Source organism: Photobacterium sp. BZF1 (assembly GCF_014349205.1).
Classification (GTDB): domain Bacteria; phylum Pseudomonadota; class Gammaproteobacteria; order Enterobacterales; family Vibrionaceae; genus Photobacterium.
The window spans coordinates 20,397-43,104 of record NZ_JACSOF010000007.1 but is presented as its reverse complement, the minus strand read 5'-3'; the positions used below and the strand labels follow the sequence as shown (position 1 = coordinate 43,104).

Sequence of the window (22,708 nt, the reverse complement as noted above, 5' to 3'; positions counted from 1 at the left end):
GAGTAATAACTCACTGTGTCATGCCGAGATCAGCCAGATACGCATCATTGGTTCCGGAGAGCAGGCATAAAAAAAGCGACCCGAGGGTCGCTTTTTGGCCTTGCTGGTATTAGCGGGCTTTTTTGGTCAGTTCGATGACTCGAAGCTGAGCAATGGCCTTCGCCAAATCGCTGGCTGCTTGTGCGAAGTCGATATCGCCATGCTGGTTGTGGATGCGCTCCTCAGCCTGACGTTTCGCTTCTTCCGCTTTCGCTGTGTCCAGATCTTCACCGCGGATAGCGGTGTCAGCCAACACGGTAACCGTGCCCGGCTGAACCTCCAGCATGCCGCCAGAGATATAAATTACCTCTTCGTCACCATGCTGTTTGGTAATACGGACCATACCGGGCGTGATAGCGGTCAGCAGCGGGGTGTGACCTGCGTGAATACCCAGTTCACCTTCGCTACCGGTCACCTGAACGTTTTCAGCGCGGCCCGAGAACAGACGTTTCTCTGCACTTACTACATCCAGATGGAAGGTTATCGCTGCCATGTCGCCTCCTACTTAGCTTAAAGCTTCTTCGCGTTTTCCAATACGTCTTCAATCGCGCCGCAGTACATGAATGCCTGCTCTGGGATATCGTCGTATTCACCCGCTAGAAGACCTTTGAAGCTACGTAGCGTATCTTTCAGCGATACGTAGATACCTGGGTCGCCTGTGAAGACTTCTGCAACGTGGTAAGGTTGAGTCAGGAAGCGCTCAATCTTACGGGCACGGGATACAGCCTGCTTATCTTCTTCAGACAGCTCGTCCATACCCAGGATTGCAATGATGTCTTTCAGCTCTTTGTAGCGCTGTAGGATACTCTGCACGCCACGCGCAATGTCGTAGTGCTCCTGACCAACCACTAGCGGATCAAGCATACGTGATGTTGAATCCAATGGGTCGATCGCAGGGTATAGACCCAGGGAAGCGATCTGACGAGAAAGTACGACTGTCGCATCAAGGTGGGCGAACGTTGTCGCCGGAGATGGGTCAGTCAAGTCATCCGCAGGTACGTAAACGGCCTGTACAGACGTGATAGAGCCTGTCTTGGTCGATGTGATACGCTCCTGAAGTACACCCATCTCTTCTGCAAGAGTTGGCTGGTAACCTACCGCTGAAGGCATACGGCCTAGTAGTGCCGATACCTCAGTACCCGCAAGGGTGTAACGATAGATGTTATCGATGAACAGAAGAACATCACGGCCTTCGTCACGGAAACGCTCTGCCATTGTCAGACCAGTCAGTGCAACACGTAGACGGTTACCTGGTGGCTCGTTCATCTGGCCGTAAACCATTGCTACTTTCGATTCTTCAGGGTTTTCGATGTTTACAACACCTGCTTCCTGCATCTCGTAGTAGAAGTCGTTACCTTCACGAGTACGCTCACCAACACCGGCGAATACTGACAGACCAGAGTGCTGCAGGGCGATGTTGTTGATAAGCTCCATCATGTTAACGGTCTTACCTACACCCGCACCACCGAACAGGCCGATTTTACCACCCTTAGCGAATGGACAAATCAGGTCGATAACCTTAACACCTGTTTCTAGTAGCTCAGTCGCGTTTGACTGCTCTTCGTAGCTTGGTGCTTCACGGTGAATCGCGTAACGCTCTTTCTCACCGATCTCACCACACTCATCAATTGGCTGGCCCAGAACGTTCATGATACGTCCTAGGGTTGCGTTACCAACTGGAACCTCAATTGGGCGGCCTGTGTTTTCAACAGACAGACCACGACGTAAGCCATCAGAAGTACCCATTGCGATACCACGGACAACACCACCACCAAGCTGTTGCTGAACTTCCAGTACTAGCGTACCGTTCTCTTTTGCATCAACGTGAAGGGCATCGTATACCTGTGGTACAGAGTCCTGTGGAAACTCTACGTCGACTACCGCACCGATGATCTGTACGATCTTACCTGTAGCCATCGTTAATCCTCTAAACTTATTAAATCTTTGCCTTAAACAGCAGCAGCACCAGAAACGATTTCAGACAGTTCTTGTGTGATCGCGGCCTGACGGGCCTTGTTGTACACAAGCTGCAGTTCATCAATCAGGTTTCCTGCATTATCGGTTGCTGCTTTCATCGCGACCATTCGAGCGGCCTGCTCACTGGCAAGGTTCTCGACCACGCCCTGGTATACCTGGGATTCAACGTAGCGAATCAGCAGGGTATCCAGCAGGGCTTTCGGCTCAGGCTCATAAATGTAGTCCCAAGCATGGCTGCGCTGCATCTCTTCGTCTTCCGACTTAGGCAAAGGCAGCAATTGATCAATCACTGGTTCCTGAACCATGGTGTTTACAAACTTGTTGTAAACCAGGTACAGGCGATCCAATTGGCCTTCATCATATTTCTTCAGCATCACGCCAACGGTACCGATCAGTTCATCCACTGAAGGGTTGTCGCCCAGGCCAGAAACCTGTGCGGCCACGTTGCCGCCGTAGCTGTTAAAGAATGCCGTTGCCTTGGAGCCAATTAGCGCCAAATCAACATCTGCACCCTGTTCAGACCAGCCCTGGATGTCGTGGATGGCTTGCTTGAACAAGTTAATGTTCAGGCCACCACACAGGCCACGGTCTGTAGAAACAATGATGTAACCAACGCGCTTGGCTTCACGCTCTTCGAGATAAGGATGCTTATACTCGAGGCTACCAAGGGCGATATGACCGATCACTTTGCGCATAGTTTGTGCGTATGGGCGTGATGACTCCATGGCGTCTTGCGTTTTACGCATCTTAGACGCCGCCACCATTTCCATCGCCTTAGTGATCTTCTGAGTGTTTTTAACACTACCGATCTTGTTACGAATCTCTTTTGCGCCGGCCATCGTTACTCTCCGTTAGTAGGTGATCGCAAGCGACCACCAACCAATTACCAAGTCTGGGTCGCTTTGAAACCTTCAACCAGTTTCACGAACTGGGCTTCGATTTCATCATTCCAAGCACCCGTTTCATCAACCTGAGACACTAGCTCAGCAAATTGACCTTTGGCGTATGAAAGCAACGCGGCTTCGAAATCAGCAAGCTTAGTTAGCTCGATGTCATTCAAGTAGCCTTTCTCAGCAGCAAAGATAACCAGTGACTGTTCGAACACAGACATCGGTGCATACTGCTTCTGCTTCATCAGCTCAGTTACTTTCTGACCGTGATCAAGCTGCTTCTTCGTTGCTTCATCAAGGTCAGACGAGAACTGGGCGAACGCCGCAAGTTCACGGTACTGTGCAAGAGCGGTACGAATACCACCTGACAGTTTCTTGATGATCTTGGTCTGGGCAGAACCACCTACACGCGATACAGAGATACCTGGGTCAACCGCTGGACGAATACCGGCGTTGAACAGTTCTGTCTGTAGGAAGATCTGGCCATCGGTGATAGAGATAACGTTGGTCGGTACGAATGCCGATACGTCACCTGCCTGCGTTTCGATGATCGGCAGGGCAGTTAGTGAGCCGGTGCGGCCTTTCACTTCACCGTTAGTGAATTTTTCTACGTAGTGCTCGTTAACGCGAGCGGCACGCTCTAGAAGACGAGAGTGGAGGTAGAAAACGTCACCAGGGAAGGCTTCACGGCCCGGCGGACGACGTAGCAACAGTGAGATCTGACGGTAGGCAACAGCCTGCTTAGACAGGTCATCGTATACGATCAGGGCATCTTCACCGCGGTCACGGAAGTATTCACCCATTGCACAGCCAGCATATGGTGCCAGGTACTGCAGTGCTGCCGCTTCTGATGCAGAAGCTACAACGACAATGGTGTTTTCCAGTGCGCCGTGCTCTTCCAGTTTGCGAACCACGTTAGCAATGGTTGACGCTTTCTGGCCGATAGCTACATAAACAGAGTAAATACCAGAGTTCTTCTGGTTGATGATGGCATCGATCGCCATAGCGGTTTTACCCGTCTGGCGGTCACCGATGATCAGCTCACGCTGGCCACGGCCGATTGGGATCATCGAGTCAACGGCCTTGTAACCAGTCTGTACAGGCTGGTCTACCGATTTACGGTCGATTACACCCGGTGCAATCACTTCAACAGGAGAGAAAGTCTCTGTTTCGATTGGACCTTTACCATCGATTGGCTCACCTAGTGTGTTCACTACGCGGCCTAGAAGTGCAGGGCCTACTGGTACTTCAAGAATACGACCAGTACCCGTTACTTTCATGCCTTCCTGAAGGTCAGCATATGGGCCCATTACAACCGCACCAACCGAGTCACGCTCAAGGTTAAGTGCCAGTGCAAAACGGCCACCAGGTAATTCAATCATTTCACCTTGCATTACATCAGCAAGGCCATGGATACGAATGATACCGTCGCTTACCGACACGATAGTACCTTCGTTACGCGCTTCACTTACAACGTTGAAGTTTTCAATACGCTGCTTGATCAGTTCGCTAATTTCCGTGGAATTAAGTTGCATGCTCCAATTCCCCAAATCAAGACTGCAAAGTATCGCTCAGGCGGTCTAGCTTGCCGCGTACTGAGTTATCGATGACCAAGTCTCCAGCTCTAATTACAACCCCAGCAATAAGGGTCTCGTCTACACTGCAATTCAGCTTCACCTTACGGGACAGGCGCTGCTCCAGCTTCGCACTAATCGCTTCAAGTTGGCTATCATCAAGCTCAACTGCGGAAACCACAGCGGCATCGATAGTCTTCTCCAGCTCACTCTTCAGGAGCAGGAACTCGTCGCAGACAGCAGGAAGGGCTTTCAGGCGTCCGTTCTCGGCCATTACCTTAATCAGGTTCTGCCCGGTTTCGTTAAGTTGCTCGCCGCATACTGACAGGAAGATTTCTGTCAGCTTGTCCGCCGCGTAACCACTATCCAGGATGTCCTGAATGGTCTCGTTACGGGTGACTTCGGCAGCAAAGGTGAGCATTTCCGCCCATTGGGCTAGCTCACCTTTCTCAACCGCAAGATCAAAGGCTGCTTTAGCGTAGGGGCGTGCGATAGTAGTCATATCCGACATGTGCTTGCCCCTTTAATTACAGTTCTGCAGTGACTTTGTTAAGAAGATCAGCGTGCGCATCTTTATCGATAGAACGCTCAATGATTTTCTCAGCACCAATCACAGCCAGAGTTGCAACTTGTTTTCTTAGCTCATCGCGAGCGCGGTTACGTTCGGCTTCGATCTCAGCAAGACCTTGGGCCAGAATTTTGTCACGCTCAGCCAGGGCTTCCGCCTTCGCTTCGTCGATGATCTGAGCTTTGCGCTTGTTCGCTTGCTCTACGATCTCAGTTGCAGTGCGTTTTGCTTCTTTCAGTTGGTCAGAAGCATTGCTCTGCGCCAGGTTCAGGTCTTTGGCAGCGCGATCAGCCGCTGCCAAACCGTCAGCAATTTTTTTCTGACGCTCTTCAATCGCTTCCATGATTGGTGGCCATACATATTTCATGCAGAACACCACAAACATAAAGAAGGCGATAGCCTGACCCAGCAAAGTTGCATTCATATTCACAACGCATCTCCTTAAAAAGGGTTGCTATGGGTCCGTTCGTTCTTTTTGATTAACCAGCTAGCTGGCCAACGAATGGGTTTGCGAATGTGAATAGTAGTGCGATTACGATACCGATCATTGGAACCGCATCAAGCAGACCTGCGATGATGAACATCTTAACTTGTAGCATTGGAGCCATTTCAGGCTGGCGTGCAGCACCTTCAAGGAATTTACCACCTAGAAGGGCGAAGCCGATCGCAGTACCCAGTGCAGCAAGACCTACAATGATGCCCACGGCAATTGCAGAAAAGCTTAGTAAAGTTTCCATCACTATCTCCAGTTTATAGTTGTCGGCTAAAGTGCCAGTAAAAAATTGAATAATTTACAAATAATCGTTAATGATTGTCTTCATGCGCCTGAGACAGGTACACAATAGTCAACATCATAAACACGAATGCTTGAATTGTAATGACTAGAACGTGGAAAATTGCCCACGGTACCGAGCCCAGCCATTGTGCCCACCACGGCATTAGTGCCGCGATTAGGATAAACACCACCTCACCAGCGAACATGTTACCGAACAAACGCATACCTAGTGAAAGCGGCTTCGCCAGTAGCGAAACGATTTCAAGAAGCAGGTTGAACGGGATCATGACCGGGTGATTGAACGGGTGAAGAGCCAGTTCTTTTGCAAAGCCACCGAGACCTTTCACTTTGATGCTGTAGTAAATCATCAAGGCGAAAACGCCCAGCGCCATTGACATGGTGATGTTGACATCAGCACTCGGTACCACCTTAAGGTAAGGAATACCCAACCAATGTTCAGCAGGATACGGAAGAAAATCAATTGGCACTAAGTCCATGACGTTCATCAGTAGAATCCAGCAGAAAATGGTAAGAGCCAAAGGAGCTATCAGCGGGTTGCGGCCATGGAAGGTTTCCTTGACGTTGTCGTCAACAAACTCTACTACCATTTCCACAAAACACTGTAGTTTCCCAGGGACTCCTGATGTCGCTGTTTTTGCAGCCTTACGGAATACCCAAAGAAAGAGTAGACCGGTCAGGGCTGAGAAAAACAGGCTATCTATATGTACCGCCCAGAATCCTTCACCGACTGACAAGTTAGTCAGGTGGTGAGTGATGTAGCCTGACGGCGTTAGCGCTTCACCTGGCGCAGCCATAACTCATCCTATTTGTTGTTGTTAATGAATAAAACCGGCCCAAAAATATTAATACCAAGAGCCAGCAAATAGGTCAGTTTGAGGGGAACAAGTTCCACCTCGACATACAGGTAAACAATGGCAAACAGGATGACCGTGATGAGGATTTTCAGCACTTCGCCACCATAGAATGACGCCATGACCAGACGGGCCTTGCGGGCACCGCTGAACAAAAACGCACAGGTAGCAAAGACAGCATTGGCGATCACAAAGATGCCGCCGCCGATGAGTGCAGAGATTCCCCAGTCAACACTGACAGCAAAAACTGCCATGATTGCCGTTATCAAAACGACGCCAGATTGTAGCAACAGCAACCGCTTCGCCAATTGGCGTCCCGGTCTAACTAGCGCCGATACCATGTATTCGTTCCTCGAGTCCGTTCCACTGCACTTACGACGTGCTGGGAAAACAGCGAAAATTATACGGCTCATTAGATTGAATGCAATCTAATCGCAGCAAAAAAAGATGTTAGATTTTACAACACAATAACTTGATCACGATGTTGTAATTTTTGCAACAAAATATGCACGTTCTACGTCACATTTCGTGACCTAACATTGCAACAATTTGCTCTAACTTGTCGGCTTGATCGAAGCTGATCACGATCTTTCCCTTGCCGTTCTTCTGCTGATTAATCGCCACCTGGGTGCCAAACTGCTCACTTAGCTGGTTTTCTACCGCTTCGATTTGCGGGTTGGCCACCGCCATTTTAGGCTCAGGTTGCGGGGTCAGCATCTTCTTGACCAAACGTTCGGTATCACGAACCGTTAACATCTTGGCCACAACAGTTTGTGCCGCTTCTAGCTGGCTTTCATTGGGCAGGGCAAGAAGCGCTCGGGCATGGCCCATTTCCAGCTGCTTTTGCTCTACCATTCGCTTCACTGGCGCTTCCAGCTGGTTAAGACGCAACAAGTTGGATACCGCCGCTCGGGACTTGCCCACGGCTTCAGCAACTTGCTGGTGAGTAAGTGAGAACTCACTCTGCAGCCTTTCCAGTGCCTGCGCTTCCTCAATCGCATTGAGATCTTCACGCTGGATGTTCTCAATCAGGGCAATCGCAACGGTTGCCCTATCGTTAACATCCTTGATAATACAAGGGACTTTCTGAAGGCCCGCTTGACGCGAAGCACGCCAGCGCCTCTCCCCGGCAATGATCTCAAACTGCTGCGGCGCGGTTTCGCGCACCACAATCGGCTGGATAACGCCCTGAGCCCGGATTGATTCAGCCAGTTCTGCTAACGCCTCATCCGACATATCTTTGCGCGGCTGGTAGCGGCCCGGTGCCAGTTGGCTGATAGCCAACTCCTTGAGCGTACCGTCAGCCGACAATGTTTGTGCTTTGTCAGCCTGTTGCTGTTTCGTTGCAGCAACAGAGCTGGTGGCCAGCAAGGCATCAAGGCCTTTTCCCAGGCCTCGTTTATTCATGTTCATGGTTACCCTTTATGCGTCGACCGCACCGGCATTTTTTGCCAGCTCGTCACGGCGAATGATCTCACCCGCCAAGGCCAGATAGGCTTTGGCACCACTCGAATACTTGTCGTAGTACATGGCAGGTCTACCATGGCTAGGTGCTTCGGCAAGACGAACATTACGCGGGATAACGGTGCGATATACCTTGTCGCCAAAATGTTTTTTGAGCTGCTGCGACACTTCGTTCGCCAGTCGGTTGCGCGGGTCGTACATGGTCCGCAGCAATCCCTCAATTTTCAGCTCGCTGTTGACGACAGCGGTAAGTTTACTGATGGTGTCCATCAATGCCGTCAGCCCTTCGAGGGCGAAGTATTCGCACTGCATAGGAACCAGAACAGAGTCTGCTGCTGTCATTGCATTGATTGTAAGAAGGTTTAAGGCTGGAGGACAATCAATAAAGATGAAATCATAGTTATCACGAACTACCTCTAAGGCGTTACGCAGCCTTACCTCACGGGCAAAGACTTCCATCAGTTTGATTTCTGCCGCCGTGACATCACCGTTGGCAGCTATCAGGTGATAGCCGCCAGTGGTATCGGTGATCACGACATCATTGAACGGGGTTTCTTCGACTAGAAGCTCATAAGCCGTTGCATCGACTTGGTATTTATCCACGCCGCTGGCCATGGTGGCATTACCCTGGGGATCAAGGTCAATGACTAAGACCTTGCGCTGAGTGGCCGCCAATGACGCTGCCAAGTTGACACATGTTGTGGTTTTACCCACGCCTCCCTTCTGGTTGGCTACCGCTATGACTCTTCCCACGAAAAAACCTCATCCATTAATCCTTTGCGTTCAAGATTACTAGATGGCGTTCGCCTTCTAACTCTGGAACTTGCAAAGATTTGACTTCCGTCACAGAACACCATTCCGGCAGTTCTGTCACTTCCTGCTGATTAAATTGTCCCTTGAGCGCCAGGAAATGCCCGTGGCTAGCAGGGAGATGGTGGCACCAAGATACCATATCACTCATCGAGGCAAACGCACGGCTCAGTACGGCATCGAAACCGATCTCAGGCTGGAATTCCTCAACCCGGCTCTGCACCGGAGTGACATTATCGATCTTCAGCTCATGGATCACCTGGCGGATAAAACGGATCCGCTTGCCCAGGCTATCCAATAATGTGAACAGCTTGTCCGGGTTCATGATCGCCAGGGGGATCCCTGGCAGGCCCGGACCGGTACCCACATCGATAAACCGCTCACCGTTAAGGTGAGGGCTTACCACAATACTATCCATAATATGTTTCACCAACATCTCATACGGATCACGTACCGATGTCAGATTATACGCTTTATTCCATTTATCCAGCATGGCGACATAGCCGACAAGCTGGTCAATTTGCTGTTCTGTGACTGTGAGATCAGTTTGTGCTATCAGTTGCACCAGACGTTGTTTCACAAATTACTCCTATTCGCCTTTTTTCAGCAAGCCTTGCTTCTTGAGGTACACCAATAGCAGGGAAATGGCTGCCGGGGTGATACCTGAAATACGTGATGCCATACCAATGGTTTCCGGTTTGGCGTCGTTTAGCTTGGTAATCACTTCATTCGACAAGCCTTTGACCACGCTGTATTCAAGGTCAAACGGTAGCTTGGTCTTCTCGTGACGCAGGGATTTTTCCACTTCGTCTTTCTGGCGATCGATATAACCTTGGTATTTCACCTGGATCTCAACCTGCTCACTGGCCTGACTATCTTCATGAGCCGGGCCGAACATCTCGATGCCGGTAAGCTGGTTGTAAGTCACTTCAGGGCGACGCAGCAAATCTTCACCACTGGCTTCACGGACGATAGGCGTTTTTAGAATTTGGTTAACCGCTTCGACCTGTTCAGAAGTCGGTGTCACCCAAATACCTTTCAATCGCTGGCGTTCCTGTTCCATATTCTCCAGCTTCTGGTTGAAACGCGCCCAGCGCTCATCATCAACCAGGCCAAACTCGCGGCCAATCTCTGTCAGGCGCAAATCTGCATTGTCTTCACGCAGCAGGAGACGATACTCGGCGCGGGAAGTGAACATACGGTACGGCTCTTTGGTTCCCATGGTCGACAAATCATCGATCAGTACGCCCATGTAAGCTTGATCACGGCGCGGGCTCCAGCCTTCGCGATCCTGTGCCAGTAGCGCAGCGTTCATACCGGCCAACAAGCCTTGTGCTGCTGCTTCTTCATAGCCAGTTGTACCGTTAATCTGGCCAGCAAAGAACAGGCCATTGATAAATTTGGTCTCGAAAGTCTGCTTCAAATCACGGGGATCGAAGAAATCATACTCGATAGCATAACCTGGACGGACGATATTGGCGTTTTCGAAGCCTTTCATCGAACGAACGATTTGCATCTGAACGTCAAACGGTAAGCTGGTGGAAATACCGTTCGGGTACAACTCATGGGTAGTCAAGCCTTCAGGCTCGATGAAGATCTGGTGGCTGTCTTTGTCAGCAAAGCGCATCACCTTGTCTTCGATCGACGGGCAATAGCGCGGGCCGATCCCCTCGATCACCCCAGAGTACATCGGGCTACGATCCAAGTTATTACGGATCACATCATGGGTTTTCTCGTTGGTGTGGGTAATAAAGCACGGAATCTGGCGTGGATGATCCGAAGCTTTGCCCATAAACGAGAACAGTGGAGTCGGGTTGTCACCATGCTGTGCCTGCAACTGACTGAAGTCAACACTGCGAGCATCAATACGCGGTGGTGTACCTGTCTTAAGGCGATCAACACGGAATGGCATTTCACGTAGGCGTGAAGCCAATGCGATCGACGGTGGATCGCCAGCACGGCCACCACTGTAATTTTCTAGACCAATGTGGATCTTACCGCCTAGGAATGTCCCTACGGTCAAAACGACCGCTTTGGCACGGAATTTAAGACCCATTTCAGTCACAGCACCCACGACACGATCATTTTCAATGATCAGATCGTCAACAGACTGCTGGAACAGCATCAGGTTTGGCTGGTTTTCCAGCACTTCGCGAACAGCAGCCTTGTACAGTGCGCGGTCTGCCTGGGCACGTGTTGCCCTCACAGCAGGGCCTTTAGACGAATTCAAAGTACGGAATTGGATTCCGCCTTTGTCGATCGCCCGAGCCATTAAACCACCAAGGGCGTCAACTTCTTTAACCAGGTGTCCTTTCCCGATCCCGCCGATTGCTGGGTTGCATGACATCTGTCCCAACGTATCAATGTTGTGTGTCAGCAGCAGGGTTTTTTGTCCCATACGCGCTGCCGCCAATGCGGCTTCAGTACCGGCATGGCCGCCACCTACGACGATGACATCAAAATTGTCCTGGTAAAACATGAAACTACCTCGGGTATTCAAAATTGCCAGTGAGTTATCTTTGAGCAAAGGTGCAACATTCTATCCTGTTTCAGCCGTGGAGAGAATCTTTCCTGAAGATCATTTGATCCGAGAGAATGATGCTCTTAAATATATATAAGATCTTTTAAAGAGATCTTCTGTTAGATCTATTATATAGATCGCCCGATCGTGTGGATAAGTGATAAATGATCCTAATGATCATGATGTTAGTGAGGATCATTTGTTGTGGAGCAGCATGGATCTCTACAGGGATTAGCTGGGATCAAAATAGCTAGTTATCAACAGGGGGGGAAGGGATGATAAGTTATTAAATGGATAACTATTGGTTGATCACCGTTTAGAACTATAGTTATCCACAGAAAAAAGTTTACGGATCGTAAAATACTGAGTAAAAGTCTGTACGTTTTTTGCTCAGTTAAGGTGTTTTTCCCAGCTTTCCAACCATGCTTCTGCCGGATCTTCCGGTACCGGATCCTGTGAAACATCAATTTCCAGACGTTCACCAAGACGGTTCGCCCCCAATTTAGCTAGTTGTTGATCAATATTCTTGGCTGCGGCACAGAACGTATCGTAACTGGAGTCACCCAGACCGATCACACCGTAGCGTAAGCGGGAAAGATCCGGCTGTTGGCTGTTCAACTGCTCTACGAAAGGCTGGAAGTTGTCTGGAAACTCGCCTGCGCCATGGGTGGAGCAGACCACCAGCCAAATATGGTCAGTGGAGAGTTGTTCTAATACGGCCTGATTGATAATTTCGGTGCTGTGGCCGGCTTGTTCGAACAAGTCATTGAGGTGGTCTGCGACATATTCGGCACCACCGAGGGTACTGCCGGTAATAAGGGTGATATGGCTCATAGTCTGATACCTGTGTAGATATTCACAACAAATTTATACACAGCATTGTACTGGCTCAGAGCACGGATGAAAGCCTGATCTTGCGGGGAAGAGGATCTTTTTCGAAAGGTTATTCACAGCCTGCCCCGAGGATCCGAAACAGGCTGTGGGAGGGGATCGCGTTGGCGGGATCGATTACTTACCGATACAGAACGAGGTAAAGATCCGGCCGAGTAGATCATCGGAGGTGAACTCACCGGTGATTTCACTCAAGTGCTGCTGGGAGAGGCGAAGCTCCTCGGCAAGGATTTCCCCGGCCATGAAGCCTTCAAGCTGCTCTTTACCCGTCTCTAAATGGCTTGCTGCGCGCTCCAGCGCATCGAGGTGGCGCCTACGGGCCATAAAGCCACCTTCGGTCGTCCCCGCAAAGCCCATGCACTCCTTGAGGTGCTCACGCAGTGGCTCAACCCCATCACCTGTACGGGCTGAGAGGCGGATTAATGTTGGGTTATTGACGTGGCAAATGCCGGCCTCTTCACCCGTTAGCTCGACCTTGTTGCGGATCACGGTAATGCCCAGGCCTTCAGGTAGACGCTCGACAAATTCCGGCCAGATCTCGGCTGGGTCGGTGGCGTCAGTGGTAGTGCTGTCAACCATGAACAGCACCCGGTCAGCCTGTTGGATTTCTTCCCACGCGCGTTCGATACCGATGCGCTCTACTTCGTCAGAGGCCTCGCGCAGGCCGGCGGTGTCGATGATATGCAGTGGCATACCGTCAATGTGGATATGCTCGCGCAGGACGTCACGGGTGGTACCGGCGATGTCGGTCACAATGGCGCTATCTTTGCCTGACAGGGCATTGAGCAGGCTGGATTTACCGGCATTAGGGCGGCCGGCAATCACTACCTTCATACCTTCGCGCATAATCGCGCCCTGGTTGGCTTCGCGGCGCACCGCATCAAGGCGGTCGATAATACCATTGAGATCGCCCGCAACTTTACCATCTGATAAGAAGTCGATTTCCTCTTCTGGAAAATCGATGGCTGCCTCGACATATATACGGAGGTGGATAAGGGCTTCCACCAGCTCGTTGACACGCACCGAGAAGGCCCCTTGGAGCGATTTGAAGGCACTTTTCGCCGCTTCCTCTGAACTGGCATCAATCAGGTCGGCAATCGCCTCTGCCTGCGCGAGGTCGAGCTTGTCGTTCATGAAGGCGCGCTCCGAGAACTCACCCGGACGTGCTGCACGGATCCCGTCGATTTCCAGGATTCGGCGGATCATCATATCCATCAATACCGGACCACCATGGCCCTGCAGTTCCAGCACATCTTCGCCAGTAAAGGAGTTCGGTCCTTTAAAGAACAATGCAATACCCTGATCCAATGCTGTGCCGTCTTCATTTTTGAAGGGCAGGTACTCGGCATAGCGAGGCTTGAGTTCGCGGCCGGCAACAGCAAGGGCGACTTCTTTGGCTTTCGGGCCCGAGACGCGGATAATGCCGACGCCGCCACGTCCCGGCGGGGTGGCTTGGGCAACAATGGTATCTGTATGTTCAGTCATAATTTTGGCTTAGCTTGATAAATACGCTGCAATTGTAAACAGAGTAGTGGCGATTGCCCAGCAAAGGCAAGCGCCTAGGGTTAAGGGAATAAAAAAGGCGGCCCGCAGGCCGCCTTTTATCTCAACATGGGTCTGCACTATTTGCTATGCAGGCCTTTCTTCTCCAGCGAGCGGTAAATCAGCGTCTGCTGGATAAGCGTTACGATGTTAGAGACTAGCCAGTACAGCACTAGACCTGACGGGAAGAACAGGAAGAAGAAGGTGAACATCACCGGCATGAAGGTCATGATCTTCTGTTGCATCGGGTCGGTAACTGTTGTTGGGCTCATCTTCTGGATCAGGAACATGGTCGCACCCATCAGGATCGGCAGGATGTAGAACGGGTCCTGTGCTGATAGGTCGTGGATCCAACCGAAGAACGGCGCGTGACGTAGCTCAACTGACTCCATCAGTGCCCAGTATAGGGCGATGAAGATTGGCATCTGTAGCAAGATTGGTAGACAGCCACCCAGTGGGTTCACTTTCTCTTTCTTGTACAGCTCCATCATTTCCTGGCTCATGCGCTGGCGGTCGTCGCCCAGGCGCTCACGCATTGCCTGCAGTTTTGGCTGCAGCATACGCATTTTCGCCATAGAGGTGTACTGCGCTTTGGTTAGCGGGTACATCGCACCACGAACGATGAAGGTTAGGATGATGATCGCTAGACCCCAGTTCACCACGATGCCTTGGATGAACGACAGTAGGCTGTGTAGCGGGCTAGCAATGAACCATAGCCAACCGTAGTCAACGGTTAGGTTTAGGTTCTGTGCTGTTGCTGCCATTTGGTCTTGTAGCTTAGGACCAACCCATAGCGTAGCAGTTAGTGACTCCTCACTACCTGGTGCAACAGTGGTTGTTGGCATGCGAACACCGATGTAACCCTGGCCGTTGCTGGTGCGGGTGTATAGGTTGCTCGCTTGGTCTGCGCGTGGGATCCATGCAGTGACAAAGTAGTGCTGCATCATTGCCGCCCAGCCTTGATTCATATCCAGGTTAAGGTTCTTGTCCTGCATATCGTCGAAGCTGTATTTCTTGTACTTCACGTTGTCGGCTGAGTAAGCACCACCACGGTAAGTCGGCATGGTCAGGCTGCCACCGTCATCCATCAGGTTCTGCTTAAGCTGGGCGTACATCTGCACGCTAGCTGGCTGCTCTGATTGGTTGTTGATGGTGTATTCAACATCTACCGCGTAGCTGTCGCGCTTAACGATGATAGTTTTGGTGTAGCTGATACCGTCCTGCTCGAAGGTCATCGGAACACGCAGTTCATCCTGGCCATCTTCCAGCGTAAAGCTGTCAGCAGAAACTTGTAGCTGGGCACGGCCAGCTGCGGTATCGATACCCTGGGCACCGATAAGACCTGATTGAGCCGTGTAGCTGTGGCCTGGGTCATTCTTTAGAAGAACGAACGGGTCTTCCGATTCCAATTCGTTGTCGTAAGCCAGTAGTTTGGCTTCGATGATGTCACCACCAAGCGTATCGACAGTAAGCGCCAGTACATCAGTGTTAATGGTGATTAGGTTGTTTGACGTGCTTTGGTCAGTGATAGGCTGGCCGTCAGCGGAATGCGAAGGGACATCACCACTGTGAGTTACTTGTTGCGCTACACCCTGCGTTTGCGGGTTGCTGTCAGTATTCCACTGCTGGAACAGCAGGAAAGAGACAAACAGTAGGGCAATTAACAGAATATTGCGTTGGGAATCCATCGTTAATTATCTCTGTCGTTATGCTTGGTTGGCGGAACGGGGTCATAACCACCGTCGTTTAAAGGATGACATCTTAATAGACGTTTCGCCGCGAACCAACCTCCTTTTATTGCTCCGTGCGTTTTTATGGCTTCGATCGCGTATTGGGAACAGGTAGGGGTGAAGCGACAACGCGGCCCGATGAGAGGGCTAATTGCCAGTTGGTAAAAGCGGACTAGTCCAATGACTAGCCACGCGAAGGGCGAGACAGGCGATGCCATAATTTATCTAGCAGCTTGAAAAGTTCTTCGTTGCTCAGTTCACTGGCACTCTTCTTGGCGATAACGACAAAATCCTTTGCCGGCAGATCATGTTGCTTTTGGCGGAAACTCTCGCGCACGATACGCTTGAATTTGTTACGGCCAACGGCAGTTTTGATCTGTTTCTTAGGGACAGCCAAGCCTAGACGCGGGTGGTCAAGGTTGTTATTGCGGGCAAGAATAGTTAAGTGGGGAGAGCCAGCACGATGAGCTTGCTGGAAGACTTGTTTGTAATGTTCGGGAGTTAACAGACGTAACTCCCGAGAGAAAGCGTGCTTACTCAAAATAATCTAATGATTACTTAGAAAGACGCTTACGGCCTTTAGCGCGACGTGCATTGATAGTTGCGCGACCGTTCTTAGTAGCCATGCGTGCACGGAAGCCGTGAGTACGCTTGCGCTTTAGAACTGAAGGTTGAAAAGTGCGTTTCATGGGTTTTACCTTAAATTAACTGATCAGTTTTTAAGTTTGGTTAGAGTTTAGCGACTGTTTTCAGTCGTTGCCTCTAATCAAAGAGGCGGAATTGTAATCACTGACTCTTAAATAGTCAATAATTATGCCCAGCAGAGAACTGCGGGCGCTGAATTATACTTCCTATACGCAGGAGTGCAAGGATCCTTAACGGATCCCGACCTGACTCAGGAACTTTTTCAGCCTCGGATCTTGCGGGTTACCGAAGATCTGATCCGGTGTGCCTTGCTCGACGAAGCTGCCATCGGCCATAAAGATCACTCGATCGGCCACTTCGCGGGCAAATTGCATTTCGTGGGTGACGACCAACATCGTCTGGTGTCGTGTCGCCAGCTTCTGCATCAGGCTCAGCACTTCGCCGACCCATTCGGGATCCAGCGCCGATGTCGGCTCGTCAAACAGCAACAGTTCTGCTTCGAGTGCCATGGCCCGGCCGATGCCAACCCGTTGTTGCTGCCCGCCTGATAACGCTGCAGGGTATTGGTCGCCTTTATCGCCTAAGCCGATATCGTCTAGGATTTGCTGCGCCTTGTTATAGGCTTCCTCTTTGTTCCAGCCTTTGACTGTGATCAGCCCTTCGGCAATGTTTTGTCGCGCCGTCAGGTGGGCAAACAGGGCATAGTTCTGGAAGACAAAGCCGGTTTGCCTGCGTAGTGCCAAGATTTCTTTTTGTCCTGCTTCCTGGCTCTCGACCGAGACGTCGCCTAGGGTCAGGTGGCCTTCATCAGCAGTTTCGAGAAAATTGATACAGCGTAGCAGGGTCGACTTACCGGTACCTGAAGGGCCGATCACTACTACGATTTCCCCTTTACTGATCGTTAGATCCAAGCCGGAGAAAATCGTCGCATCACCAAAGCGTTTGGTCAGGTTTTCAATCTTAATCATCGTGTATAAGCCCTGTTGAGTTTGGCTTCTGCCCAGTTTTGTACCCGGGTCAGGATGAGGACGATACCCCAGTAAATCAGGGCTACCGCAAGGAAGGCCTCGAAGAACTTGAAGCTTGAAGAGGCTTCCATCTGGGCCGTAGCCATAATTTCTGCCACCCCGAGGGTGAAGGCCAGTGAGGTCGATTTGATCATGTCGATAAAATAGTTCATCAGCGAAGGCAGGGCGACCCGGGTAGCCTGCGGCAGGATGATACGGCGCATTGCTTGCAGTTCGGTCATGCCTATCGACAAACTGGCTTCCCGCTGACTGCGGTCGATACCAATAATGGCAGCCCGGATACTCTCGGCCATATAGGCTGCAAAGTGTAGGCTCAGGCCGATAACCGCTGCGGTAAAGGCATCGAGGCCGACAAATACCGGCATCACCTGTGGCAGGCCGTAGTAGAGCAGGAACAGCTGTACCAGTAGCGGGGTGCCACGGAAGAAGCTGATATAGAGCTGGCTAAGTTGATCGAGCACCGGGATGCGGTAAATTCGAAGCAGGGCCAGTACCAATGCAATGATCAGGGCAAATACCAGGCCCCAAAGTGCCATTCCCATGGTGGTGCCGAGGTAGTTGAACAGGATCGGCATCAGGGAGAGCATGTAGTCAAAATCAAAACCCATAGTGGTGTCTTCTTATTTACCGTGGTTTATCAGCGACAAAGACCCACCCGGGGGTGAGTCTTGTGAATATGAAGGATAGCGAGCGAACTTAGTGGGTGATATCGGCATCAAACCACTTGATGGAGATTTCAGCCAAGGTGCCGTCCTTGCGCATTGCTTCAAGGGCAACATTGACCTCATCGCGCAGCTTCTCACCTTTTTCACCTTGGACAAATGGCCAGGCGTTTTCAATTTTCTCGAACGGTTCACCTGCCAGCTGTAGCGGTAGGTTGGCTTTTTTGATCAGCTCAAGCGACGAAAGGCGGTCCATCACGAATGCATCGGTACGGCCAAGGGCTACATCGTGCTCGATACCGGTATCGTAGGTTTTGATTTTAATGCTGCCATCAGTATCAAGCTGGCGTAGTAGCTGCTCGTAGTTCGAGCCTAGGTTAACACCGACTGTCTTACCGTCGAGGTCATCTGTGCTGGTGATCTTGTCATTGCCCTTGCGTACGACAAGCTGTGCACCATCAACTACGTAAGGTTCTGAGAACAGGTATTTGCCTTTACGCTCTTCAGTCATGGTGATTTGGTTGGAAATGGTGTCGATACGACCGGTTTCCAATAGACCGAATAGACCTGAGAAGTTAGCGGTAACAAACTCGACATTGTAGTCATTGCGTTTGCCGATTTCGTTCCACAGATCGACCTCAAAGCCTTGTAGCTGATCTTGCTTAACAAAAGTAAAAGGGAAATAGCGTCCTGACATTCCTACTTTTACATCGGTGGCAGCCATCGCTGTTTGGCTAACAGACAAGGTTAGGGCGATTGCAGTCAATGAAGTTGTTACCCAGCTTTTCATCCTGTTTACTCCTCAGGTTGCTGTGATGATGTTCTGTTGGAGCCATCCTATCTGTTAATAATAGGTTTCCATAAATAACTTGGAGTTATTTTAAATAACAAAAAGTATGAGTATTGAATGGCTGATGTTCATGGATTTGTGGGTAAGCAGGGGTAAAATTGTGGTGATCACCCGTATAATTGTGCGATCTATGTGAATAAGTCGGATCTTATTCACTTGATCTGCGATCTCTTTGCTGGCGATCCTGAGCCAGCGGGTATAAAATTGCATCCCTTTTTGTGTTTTGTTATTCAGTGTGGAGTCGAGCTTGTCATCTTCGCTTTGGTTGCAGTGCCTTCAACGCCTTCAAGAGGAACTCCCTGCAACAGAATTCAGTATGTGGGTTCGACCGCTTCAAGCCGAGTTGAGCGACAATACGTTGACCCTGTTCGCCCCCAACCGCTTTGTGCTGGATTGGGTGCGTGATAAGTACCTCAACAACATCAACCGCCTGCTCAATGAGTTTTGCGGTAACGATATGCCGATCCTGCGCTTTGAGGTCGGGAGCAAACCTGTTGTTGCTCCGCCGCCGCAACCGGTATCGCCACCGCCTACACTGAGCCCGGCGCCTGCCGCAGCGGCTCCGGCACCTTTGGTTGAAGACGATGCGCCCTCCCGTACCTGGGAGCCAGCTCCTTCACCGGTCCAGCCTGAATCGCAGTCCGGTTACCGCTCGAACGTCAACCCCAAGCACAACTTCAACAATTTTGTTGAGGGTAAGTCGAACCAATTGGGCTTGGCTGCGTGCCGCCAGGTAGCCGATAACCCGGGAGCGGCGTATAACCCACTGTTCCTCTACGGTGGTACTGGCCTGGGTAAAACCCACTTGTTGCACGCCGTAGGCAATGCCATTGCCGATCGCAAGCCCAATGCCAAAGTGGTGTACATGCACTCCGAGCGCTTTGTCCAGGATATGGTCAAGGCACTACAGAACAATGCCATCGAAGAATTCAAACGCTACTACCGTAGTGTCGACGCCTTGCTGATCGATGACATCCAGTTTTTTGCCAACAAGGAGCGCTCGCAGGAAGAGTTCTTCCACACGTTCAATGCGCTACTGGAAGGCAACCAGCAGATCATCCTGACTTCCGACCGCTACCCGCGAGAAATTAATGGGGTAGAGGACCGCCTCAAATCACGTTTCGGCTGGGGCCTGACGGTGGCGATTGAGCCGCCGGAATTGGAAACCCGGGTGGCGATCCTGATGAAGAAGGCAGAGGACCACAATATCCGCCTGGCAGACGAAGTGGCATTCTTCATTGCCAAGCGCCTGCGCTCCAATGTCCGTGAGTTGGAAGGGGCACTGAACCGTGTCATTGCCAACGCCAATTTTACCGGCCGGGCAATTACGATTGATTTTGTCCGTGAGGCACTGCGTGATTTGCTGGCCTTGCAGGAAAAGCTGGTCACGATTGATAATATTCAAAAGACCGTGGCCGAGTACTATAAAATTAAGATGGCTGATATGCTATCCAAGCGCCGTTCCCGCTCGGTTGCCCGCCCGCGCCAGATGGCGATGGCGCTGGCCAAGGAGCTGACTAACCACAGCTTGCCGGAGATTGGCGATGCCTTTGGTGGCCGGGATCATACCACGGTGCTACACGCCTGCCGCAAAATTGAGCAGCTGCGTGAGGAAAGCCATGACATCAAAGAAGATTATTCTAACCTAATAAGAACACTGTCATCTTAATATGAAATTTACAGTTGCACGCGAACAGCTTCTAAAACCCCTGCAGCAGGTCTCTGGTGCATTGGGTAGCCGTCCTTCATTGCCGATCCTCGGCAATATTCTGTTGGTTGTCGAGCAGGGTTGCCTATCGATGACAGGTACCGACCTCGAAGTTGAGATGATTGCCAAGCTGGCCTTGGAAGGCGACTTCGAAGAAGGGGCCGTGACCGTACCGTCGCGCAAGTTCCTCGATATCTGCCGTGGCTTGCCTGACAGTGCCAATATTGCTATTTCCCTTGAAGGGGACCGTGCGATTATCCGCTCTGGCCGCAGCCGTTATACGTTATCGGTACTACCAGCTGCTGATTTCCCCAATATCGAAGACTGGCAGAGCGAAGTCGAAATTACCCTTCCTCAGGGCCAGATGCGCCAGCTGATCGACAGCACCCAGTTCTCGATGGCTCACCAAGATGTGCGCTATTACCTCAACGGTATGCTGTTTGAGACCGATGGCCAGTTGCTGCGTTCGGTGGCAACGGACGGTCACCGGATGGCTGTGTGTTCGGTGGCAACCAGTGCCGAACTGCCAGCCAAGCAAATCATTGTCCCTCGCAAAGGGGTCATGGAGCTGATGCGCCTGCTTGATAGCCCTGATGAAGAAGTGCGCCTGCAGATCGGCCACTCCAATATCCGTGCCGAGGTGAACAATTTCGTATTCACTTCTAAGCTGGTAGATGGCCGTTTCCCTGACTATCGCCGCGTAATGCCACAGAACAGCACCAAGGTTGTGGAAGCGAGCTGTGATGAACTGCGTAAGGCTTTTTCCCGTGCGGCAATCTTGTCGAACGAGAAATTCCGTGGTGTCAGGCTCAACCTGTCACAGGGTGAGATGCGTATTACTGCCAACAACCCTGAGCAGGAAGAAGCCGAAGAGTTCCTGGATGTTGACTACGAGGGCGAGCCGCTCGAGATTGGTTTCAATGTGAGTTACGTGCTTGATGTTCTTAACACCCTCAAGTGTGAGCAAGTACGTTGGTCGCTGACGGATGCCAATGCCAGTGCATTGTTGGAAGACAGTGCCAGCGGTGATGCCATGTACGTGGTGATGCCAATCAGGCTATAAGGTCATGTCGTTAACACGTCTGATCGTCAAAGATTTCCGCAATATTGAAGCCTGTGACTTGTCATTGTCACCAGGCTTCAATTTTCTTGTTGGTGCTAACGGCAGCGGCAAGACCAGTGTGTTGGAGGCGATCCATTTTCTCGGCCATGGCCGCTCTTTCCGAAGTCACCTGACAGGAAGGGTGATCCGCCATGACCAGCAAGAGCTGTTTGTCCATGGCCGCTTGCAATCTTCTTCGGCGATCGAGCTTCCTGTTGGGATCAACAAAAAGCGCGATGGTACCACCGAGCTAAAAATCGGTGGGGAAGGGAGTCAGAAATTGGCTCAGCTCGCCCAGCTGTTACCGCTGCAGCTGATCACGCCAGAAGGGTTCGATTTACTTATTGGTGGTCCGAAGTTTCGCCGCTCATTTATTGATTGGGGGGTGTTTCACGTGGAACCCCAGTTTTATCATGCCTGGGCGCGGGTAAAACGGCTGACCAAACAACGTAATGCCTTGCTCAAAACGGCCAGGCATTACCGCGAATTGAGCTACTGGGATCAAGAACTCAGCGTATTGGCTGAAGAGATTTCGCAATGGCGGCATGATTATCTCGAAGCCGTAAAACAAAAAGCCAAAGAGATCTGCGAAGTCTTTTTGCCTGAATTTGATATCCAACTCGGGTACTACCGGGGTTGGGAAAAAGACACCCCTTATGCTGAACTGCTTCAGCGTAATTTCGAACGGGATAGCCAATTGGGCTACACCGCCAGCGGCCCGCACAAAGCGGACTTGCGGGTGAAGGTGGCCGGCACCCCAGTAGAGGATGTGCTTTCCCGCGGTCAGCTCAAGCTGATGATGTGTGCTTTGCGCCTTGCACAAGGATTGCACCTGACCGAAGCAACGGGTAAGCAGTGTATATATTTAATTGATGATTTTGCTTCCGAGCTGGATAGCCATCGTCGGGCACTGTTGGCGCAACGGTTGAAAGAGACCGGGGCGCAAGTCTTCATCAGTGCGATCAGCATTGACCAAATAGCGGAAATGCATGATGAAAATGGCAAGATGTTTCATGTGGAACACGGTAAAATAACCGCAGGATAAATTAAGCGAGAGTAA

The 22,708-nt window shown here is 51.0% G+C and carries 25 protein-coding genes; 3 read left to right on the top strand and 22 right to left on the bottom strand.

All coding sequences use genetic code 11. The features are described from left to right. Window positions 1-109: 109 nt before the first annotated feature. The 22 genes from BIZ37_RS02595 to BIZ37_RS02490 all read right to left on the bottom strand — a co-directional run bounded on the left by BIZ37_RS02595 (window position 110) and on the right by BIZ37_RS02490 (window position 18,778). Window positions 110-532 (bottom strand): F0F1 ATP synthase subunit epsilon, encoded by a 423-nt coding sequence (locus BIZ37_RS02595; protein ID WP_187460175.1) that lies wholly within the window; start codon window positions 530-532, stop codon window positions 110-112. Window positions 533-549: 17 nt separating this feature from the next. Continuing rightward, the gene (gene atpD / locus BIZ37_RS02590) at window positions 550-1,956 is read right to left on the bottom strand and encodes a F0F1 ATP synthase subunit beta (RefSeq protein WP_107300832.1); all 1,407 of its coding nucleotides are present in this window, start codon (window positions 1,954-1,956) and stop codon (window positions 550-552) included. A gap of 32 nt (window positions 1,957-1,988) precedes the next feature. Then, the gene (atpG, locus tag BIZ37_RS02585; protein WP_107300833.1) at window positions 1,989-2,855 is read right to left on the bottom strand and encodes a F0F1 ATP synthase subunit gamma; all 867 of its coding nucleotides are present in this window, start codon (window positions 2,853-2,855) and stop codon (window positions 1,989-1,991) included. 44 nt (window positions 2,856-2,899) lie between these two features. After that, window positions 2,900-4,441 (bottom strand): F0F1 ATP synthase subunit alpha, encoded by a 1,542-nt coding sequence (atpA, locus tag BIZ37_RS02580; RefSeq protein ID WP_187460174.1) that lies wholly within the window; start codon window positions 4,439-4,441, stop codon window positions 2,900-2,902. Window positions 4,442-4,457: 16 nt separating this feature from the next. Continuing rightward, window positions 4,458-4,991, bottom strand: coding sequence for a F0F1 ATP synthase subunit delta (atpH, locus tag BIZ37_RS02575; RefSeq protein ID WP_107300835.1), 534 nt, complete (start codon window positions 4,989-4,991; stop codon window positions 4,458-4,460). A 16-nt stretch (window positions 4,992-5,007) separates the two neighbouring features. Continuing rightward, on the bottom strand, window positions 5,008-5,478 hold the full coding sequence (gene atpF, locus BIZ37_RS02570) for a F0F1 ATP synthase subunit B (RefSeq protein WP_039468204.1): 471 nt from the start codon (window positions 5,476-5,478) through the stop codon (window positions 5,008-5,010). Between the two features lie 49 nt (window positions 5,479-5,527). Continuing rightward, window positions 5,528-5,785: a F0F1 ATP synthase subunit C gene (gene atpE, locus BIZ37_RS02565; RefSeq protein WP_005302247.1), complete on the bottom strand. Its 258-nt coding sequence runs from the start codon at window positions 5,783-5,785 to the stop codon at window positions 5,528-5,530. Window positions 5,786-5,852: 67 nt separating this feature from the next. Next, a complete protein-coding gene (atpB, locus tag BIZ37_RS02560) occupies window positions 5,853-6,638 on the bottom strand; it encodes a F0F1 ATP synthase subunit A (RefSeq protein WP_187460173.1) in 786 nt (261 codons plus the stop codon). Window positions 6,639-6,646: 8 nt separating this feature from the next. After that, window positions 6,647-7,036, bottom strand: a complete 390-nt coding sequence (locus tag BIZ37_RS02555; protein ID WP_107300836.1) for a F0F1 ATP synthase subunit I — start codon at window positions 7,034-7,036, stop codon at window positions 6,647-6,649. Window positions 7,037-7,214: 178 nt separating this feature from the next. Continuing rightward, window positions 7,215-8,102, bottom strand: coding sequence for a ParB/RepB/Spo0J family partition protein (locus BIZ37_RS02550; protein WP_187460172.1), 888 nt, complete (start codon window positions 8,100-8,102; stop codon window positions 7,215-7,217). Between the two features lie 15 nt (window positions 8,103-8,117). Beyond that, window positions 8,118-8,912, bottom strand: coding sequence for a ParA family protein (locus BIZ37_RS02545; protein ID WP_107300838.1), 795 nt, complete (start codon window positions 8,910-8,912; stop codon window positions 8,118-8,120). A 16-nt stretch (window positions 8,913-8,928) separates the two neighbouring features. Further along, on the bottom strand, window positions 8,929-9,549 hold the full coding sequence (rsmG, locus tag BIZ37_RS02540) for a 16S rRNA (guanine(527)-N(7))-methyltransferase RsmG (RefSeq protein WP_187460171.1): 621 nt from the start codon (window positions 9,547-9,549) through the stop codon (window positions 8,929-8,931). A gap of 9 nt (window positions 9,550-9,558) precedes the next feature. Next, on the bottom strand, window positions 9,559-11,448 hold the full coding sequence (gene mnmG, locus BIZ37_RS02535; protein WP_107300840.1) for a tRNA uridine-5-carboxymethylaminomethyl(34) synthesis enzyme MnmG: 1,890 nt from the start codon (window positions 11,446-11,448) through the stop codon (window positions 9,559-9,561). 432 nt (window positions 11,449-11,880) lie between these two features. After that, window positions 11,881-12,324, bottom strand: a complete 444-nt coding sequence (gene mioC / locus BIZ37_RS02530) for an FMN-binding protein MioC (protein ID WP_187460170.1) — start codon at window positions 12,322-12,324, stop codon at window positions 11,881-11,883. A gap of 174 nt (window positions 12,325-12,498) precedes the next feature. Next, the gene (gene mnmE, locus BIZ37_RS02525; RefSeq protein ID WP_187460169.1) at window positions 12,499-13,866 is read right to left on the bottom strand and encodes a tRNA uridine-5-carboxymethylaminomethyl(34) synthesis GTPase MnmE; all 1,368 of its coding nucleotides are present in this window, start codon (window positions 13,864-13,866) and stop codon (window positions 12,499-12,501) included. A gap of 137 nt (window positions 13,867-14,003) precedes the next feature. After that, window positions 14,004-15,611 (bottom strand): membrane protein insertase YidC, encoded by a 1,608-nt coding sequence (gene yidC / locus BIZ37_RS02520; protein ID WP_187460168.1) that lies wholly within the window; start codon window positions 15,609-15,611, stop codon window positions 14,004-14,006. Window positions 15,612-15,613: 2 nt separating this feature from the next. After that, window positions 15,614-15,871 carry a membrane protein insertion efficiency factor YidD gene (gene yidD / locus BIZ37_RS02515; RefSeq protein ID WP_082008577.1) on the bottom strand — a complete coding sequence of 86 codons (258 nt, stop codon included), beginning with the start codon at window positions 15,869-15,871 and terminating at the stop codon, window positions 15,614-15,616. Further along, window positions 15,838-16,194 carry a ribonuclease P protein component gene (gene rnpA, locus BIZ37_RS02510; RefSeq protein WP_187460167.1) on the bottom strand — a complete coding sequence of 119 codons (357 nt, stop codon included), beginning with the start codon at window positions 16,192-16,194 and terminating at the stop codon, window positions 15,838-15,840. Before rnpA ends, yidD begins: the two co-directional genes overlap by 34 nt. 13 nt (window positions 16,195-16,207) lie before the next feature. Continuing rightward, complete coding sequence (rpmH, locus tag BIZ37_RS02505; RefSeq protein ID WP_004411068.1) at window positions 16,208-16,342, bottom strand: 50S ribosomal protein L34; 135 nt, start codon at window positions 16,340-16,342, stop codon at window positions 16,208-16,210. A 186-nt stretch (window positions 16,343-16,528) separates the two neighbouring features. Continuing rightward, entirely contained in the window at window positions 16,529-17,266 is a 738-nt protein-coding gene (locus BIZ37_RS02500; protein WP_187460166.1) for an amino acid ABC transporter ATP-binding protein, read from the bottom strand. Then, window positions 17,263-17,934, bottom strand: coding sequence for an amino acid ABC transporter permease (locus tag BIZ37_RS02495; protein WP_187460165.1), 672 nt, complete (start codon window positions 17,932-17,934; stop codon window positions 17,263-17,265). The genes BIZ37_RS02500 and BIZ37_RS02495 overlap by 4 nt, the downstream gene beginning before the upstream one ends. Before the next feature lie 88 nt (window positions 17,935-18,022). Next, on the bottom strand, window positions 18,023-18,778 hold the full coding sequence (locus tag BIZ37_RS02490) for an amino acid ABC transporter substrate-binding protein (protein ID WP_187460164.1): 756 nt from the start codon (window positions 18,776-18,778) through the stop codon (window positions 18,023-18,025). A 307-nt stretch (window positions 18,779-19,085) separates the two neighbouring features. On the opposite strand from BIZ37_RS02490, the gene dnaA reads away from it, so the two are divergent. From dnaA to recF, 3 genes are read left to right on the top strand one after another with little or no spacing between them, the layout of a single operon-like run. Then, window positions 19,086-20,507 (top strand): chromosomal replication initiator protein DnaA, encoded by a 1,422-nt coding sequence (dnaA, locus tag BIZ37_RS02485; protein ID WP_187460163.1) that lies wholly within the window; start codon window positions 19,086-19,088, stop codon window positions 20,505-20,507. A 1-nt stretch (window position 20,508) separates the two neighbouring features. Further along, on the top strand, window positions 20,509-21,609 hold the full coding sequence (dnaN, locus tag BIZ37_RS02480) for a DNA polymerase III subunit beta (protein ID WP_107300850.1): 1,101 nt from the start codon (window positions 20,509-20,511) through the stop codon (window positions 21,607-21,609). Window positions 21,610-21,613: 4 nt separating this feature from the next. Further along, entirely contained in the window at window positions 21,614-22,693 is a 1,080-nt protein-coding gene (recF, locus tag BIZ37_RS02475) for a DNA replication/repair protein RecF (protein WP_107300851.1), read from the top strand. The last annotated feature ends 15 nt before the right edge of the window (window positions 22,694-22,708 follow it).

Bases quoted from the DNA above. Each gene is read 5' to 3' on its own strand.
- atpH (WP_107300835.1), bottom strand. From the start codon at position 4,991: ATGTCGGATATGACTACTATCGCACGCCCCTACGCTAAAGCAGCCTTT.
- mnmG (WP_107300840.1), bottom strand. From the start codon at position 11,448: ATGTTTTACCAGGACAATTTTGATGTCATCGTCGTAGGTGGCGGCCAT.
- rpmH (WP_004411068.1), bottom strand. From the start codon at position 16,342: ATGAAACGCACTTTTCAACCTTCAGTTCTAAAGCGCAAGCGTACTCAC.
- yidC (WP_187460168.1), bottom strand. From the start codon at position 15,611: ATGGATTCCCAACGCAATATTCTGTTAATTGCCCTACTGTTTGTCTCT.
- BIZ37_RS02555 (WP_107300836.1), bottom strand. From the start codon at position 7,036: ATGGTATCGGCGCTAGTTAGACCGGGACGCCAATTGGCGAAGCGGTTG.
- atpE (WP_005302247.1), bottom strand. From the start codon at position 5,785: ATGGAAACTTTACTAAGCTTTTCTGCAATTGCCGTGGGCATCATTGTA.
- BIZ37_RS02495 (WP_187460165.1), bottom strand. From the start codon at position 17,934: ATGGGTTTTGATTTTGACTACATGCTCTCCCTGATGCCGATCCTGTTC.
- BIZ37_RS02595 (WP_187460175.1), bottom strand. From the start codon at position 532: ATGGCAGCGATAACCTTCCATCTGGATGTAGTAAGTGCAGAGAAACGT.
- yidD (WP_082008577.1), bottom strand. From the start codon at position 15,871: ATGGCATCGCCTGTCTCGCCCTTCGCGTGGCTAGTCATTGGACTAGTC.
- atpG (WP_107300833.1), bottom strand. From the start codon at position 2,855: ATGGCCGGCGCAAAAGAGATTCGTAACAAGATCGGTAGTGTTAAAAAC.
- dnaN (WP_107300850.1), top strand. From the start codon at position 20,509: ATGAAATTTACAGTTGCACGCGAACAGCTTCTAAAACCCCTGCAGCAG.
- mnmE (WP_187460169.1), bottom strand. From the start codon at position 13,866: ATGACTGAACATACAGATACCATTGTTGCCCAAGCCACCCCGCCGGGA.
- atpB (WP_187460173.1), bottom strand. From the start codon at position 6,638: ATGGCTGCGCCAGGTGAAGCGCTAACGCCGTCAGGCTACATCACTCAC.
- BIZ37_RS02490 (WP_187460164.1), bottom strand. From the start codon at position 18,778: ATGAAAAGCTGGGTAACAACTTCATTGACTGCAATCGCCCTAACCTTG.
- mioC (WP_187460170.1), bottom strand. From the start codon at position 12,324: ATGAGCCATATCACCCTTATTACCGGCAGTACCCTCGGTGGTGCCGAA.
- BIZ37_RS02550 (WP_187460172.1), bottom strand. From the start codon at position 8,102: ATGAATAAACGAGGCCTGGGAAAAGGCCTTGATGCCTTGCTGGCCACC.
- atpA (WP_187460174.1), bottom strand. From the start codon at position 4,441: ATGCAACTTAATTCCACGGAAATTAGCGAACTGATCAAGCAGCGTATT.
- recF (WP_107300851.1), top strand. From the start codon at position 21,614: ATGTCGTTAACACGTCTGATCGTCAAAGATTTCCGCAATATTGAAGCC.
- atpD (WP_107300832.1), bottom strand. From the start codon at position 1,956: ATGGCTACAGGTAAGATCGTACAGATCATCGGTGCGGTAGTCGACGTA.
- BIZ37_RS02500 (WP_187460166.1), bottom strand. From the start codon at position 17,266: ATGATTAAGATTGAAAACCTGACCAAACGCTTTGGTGATGCGACGATT.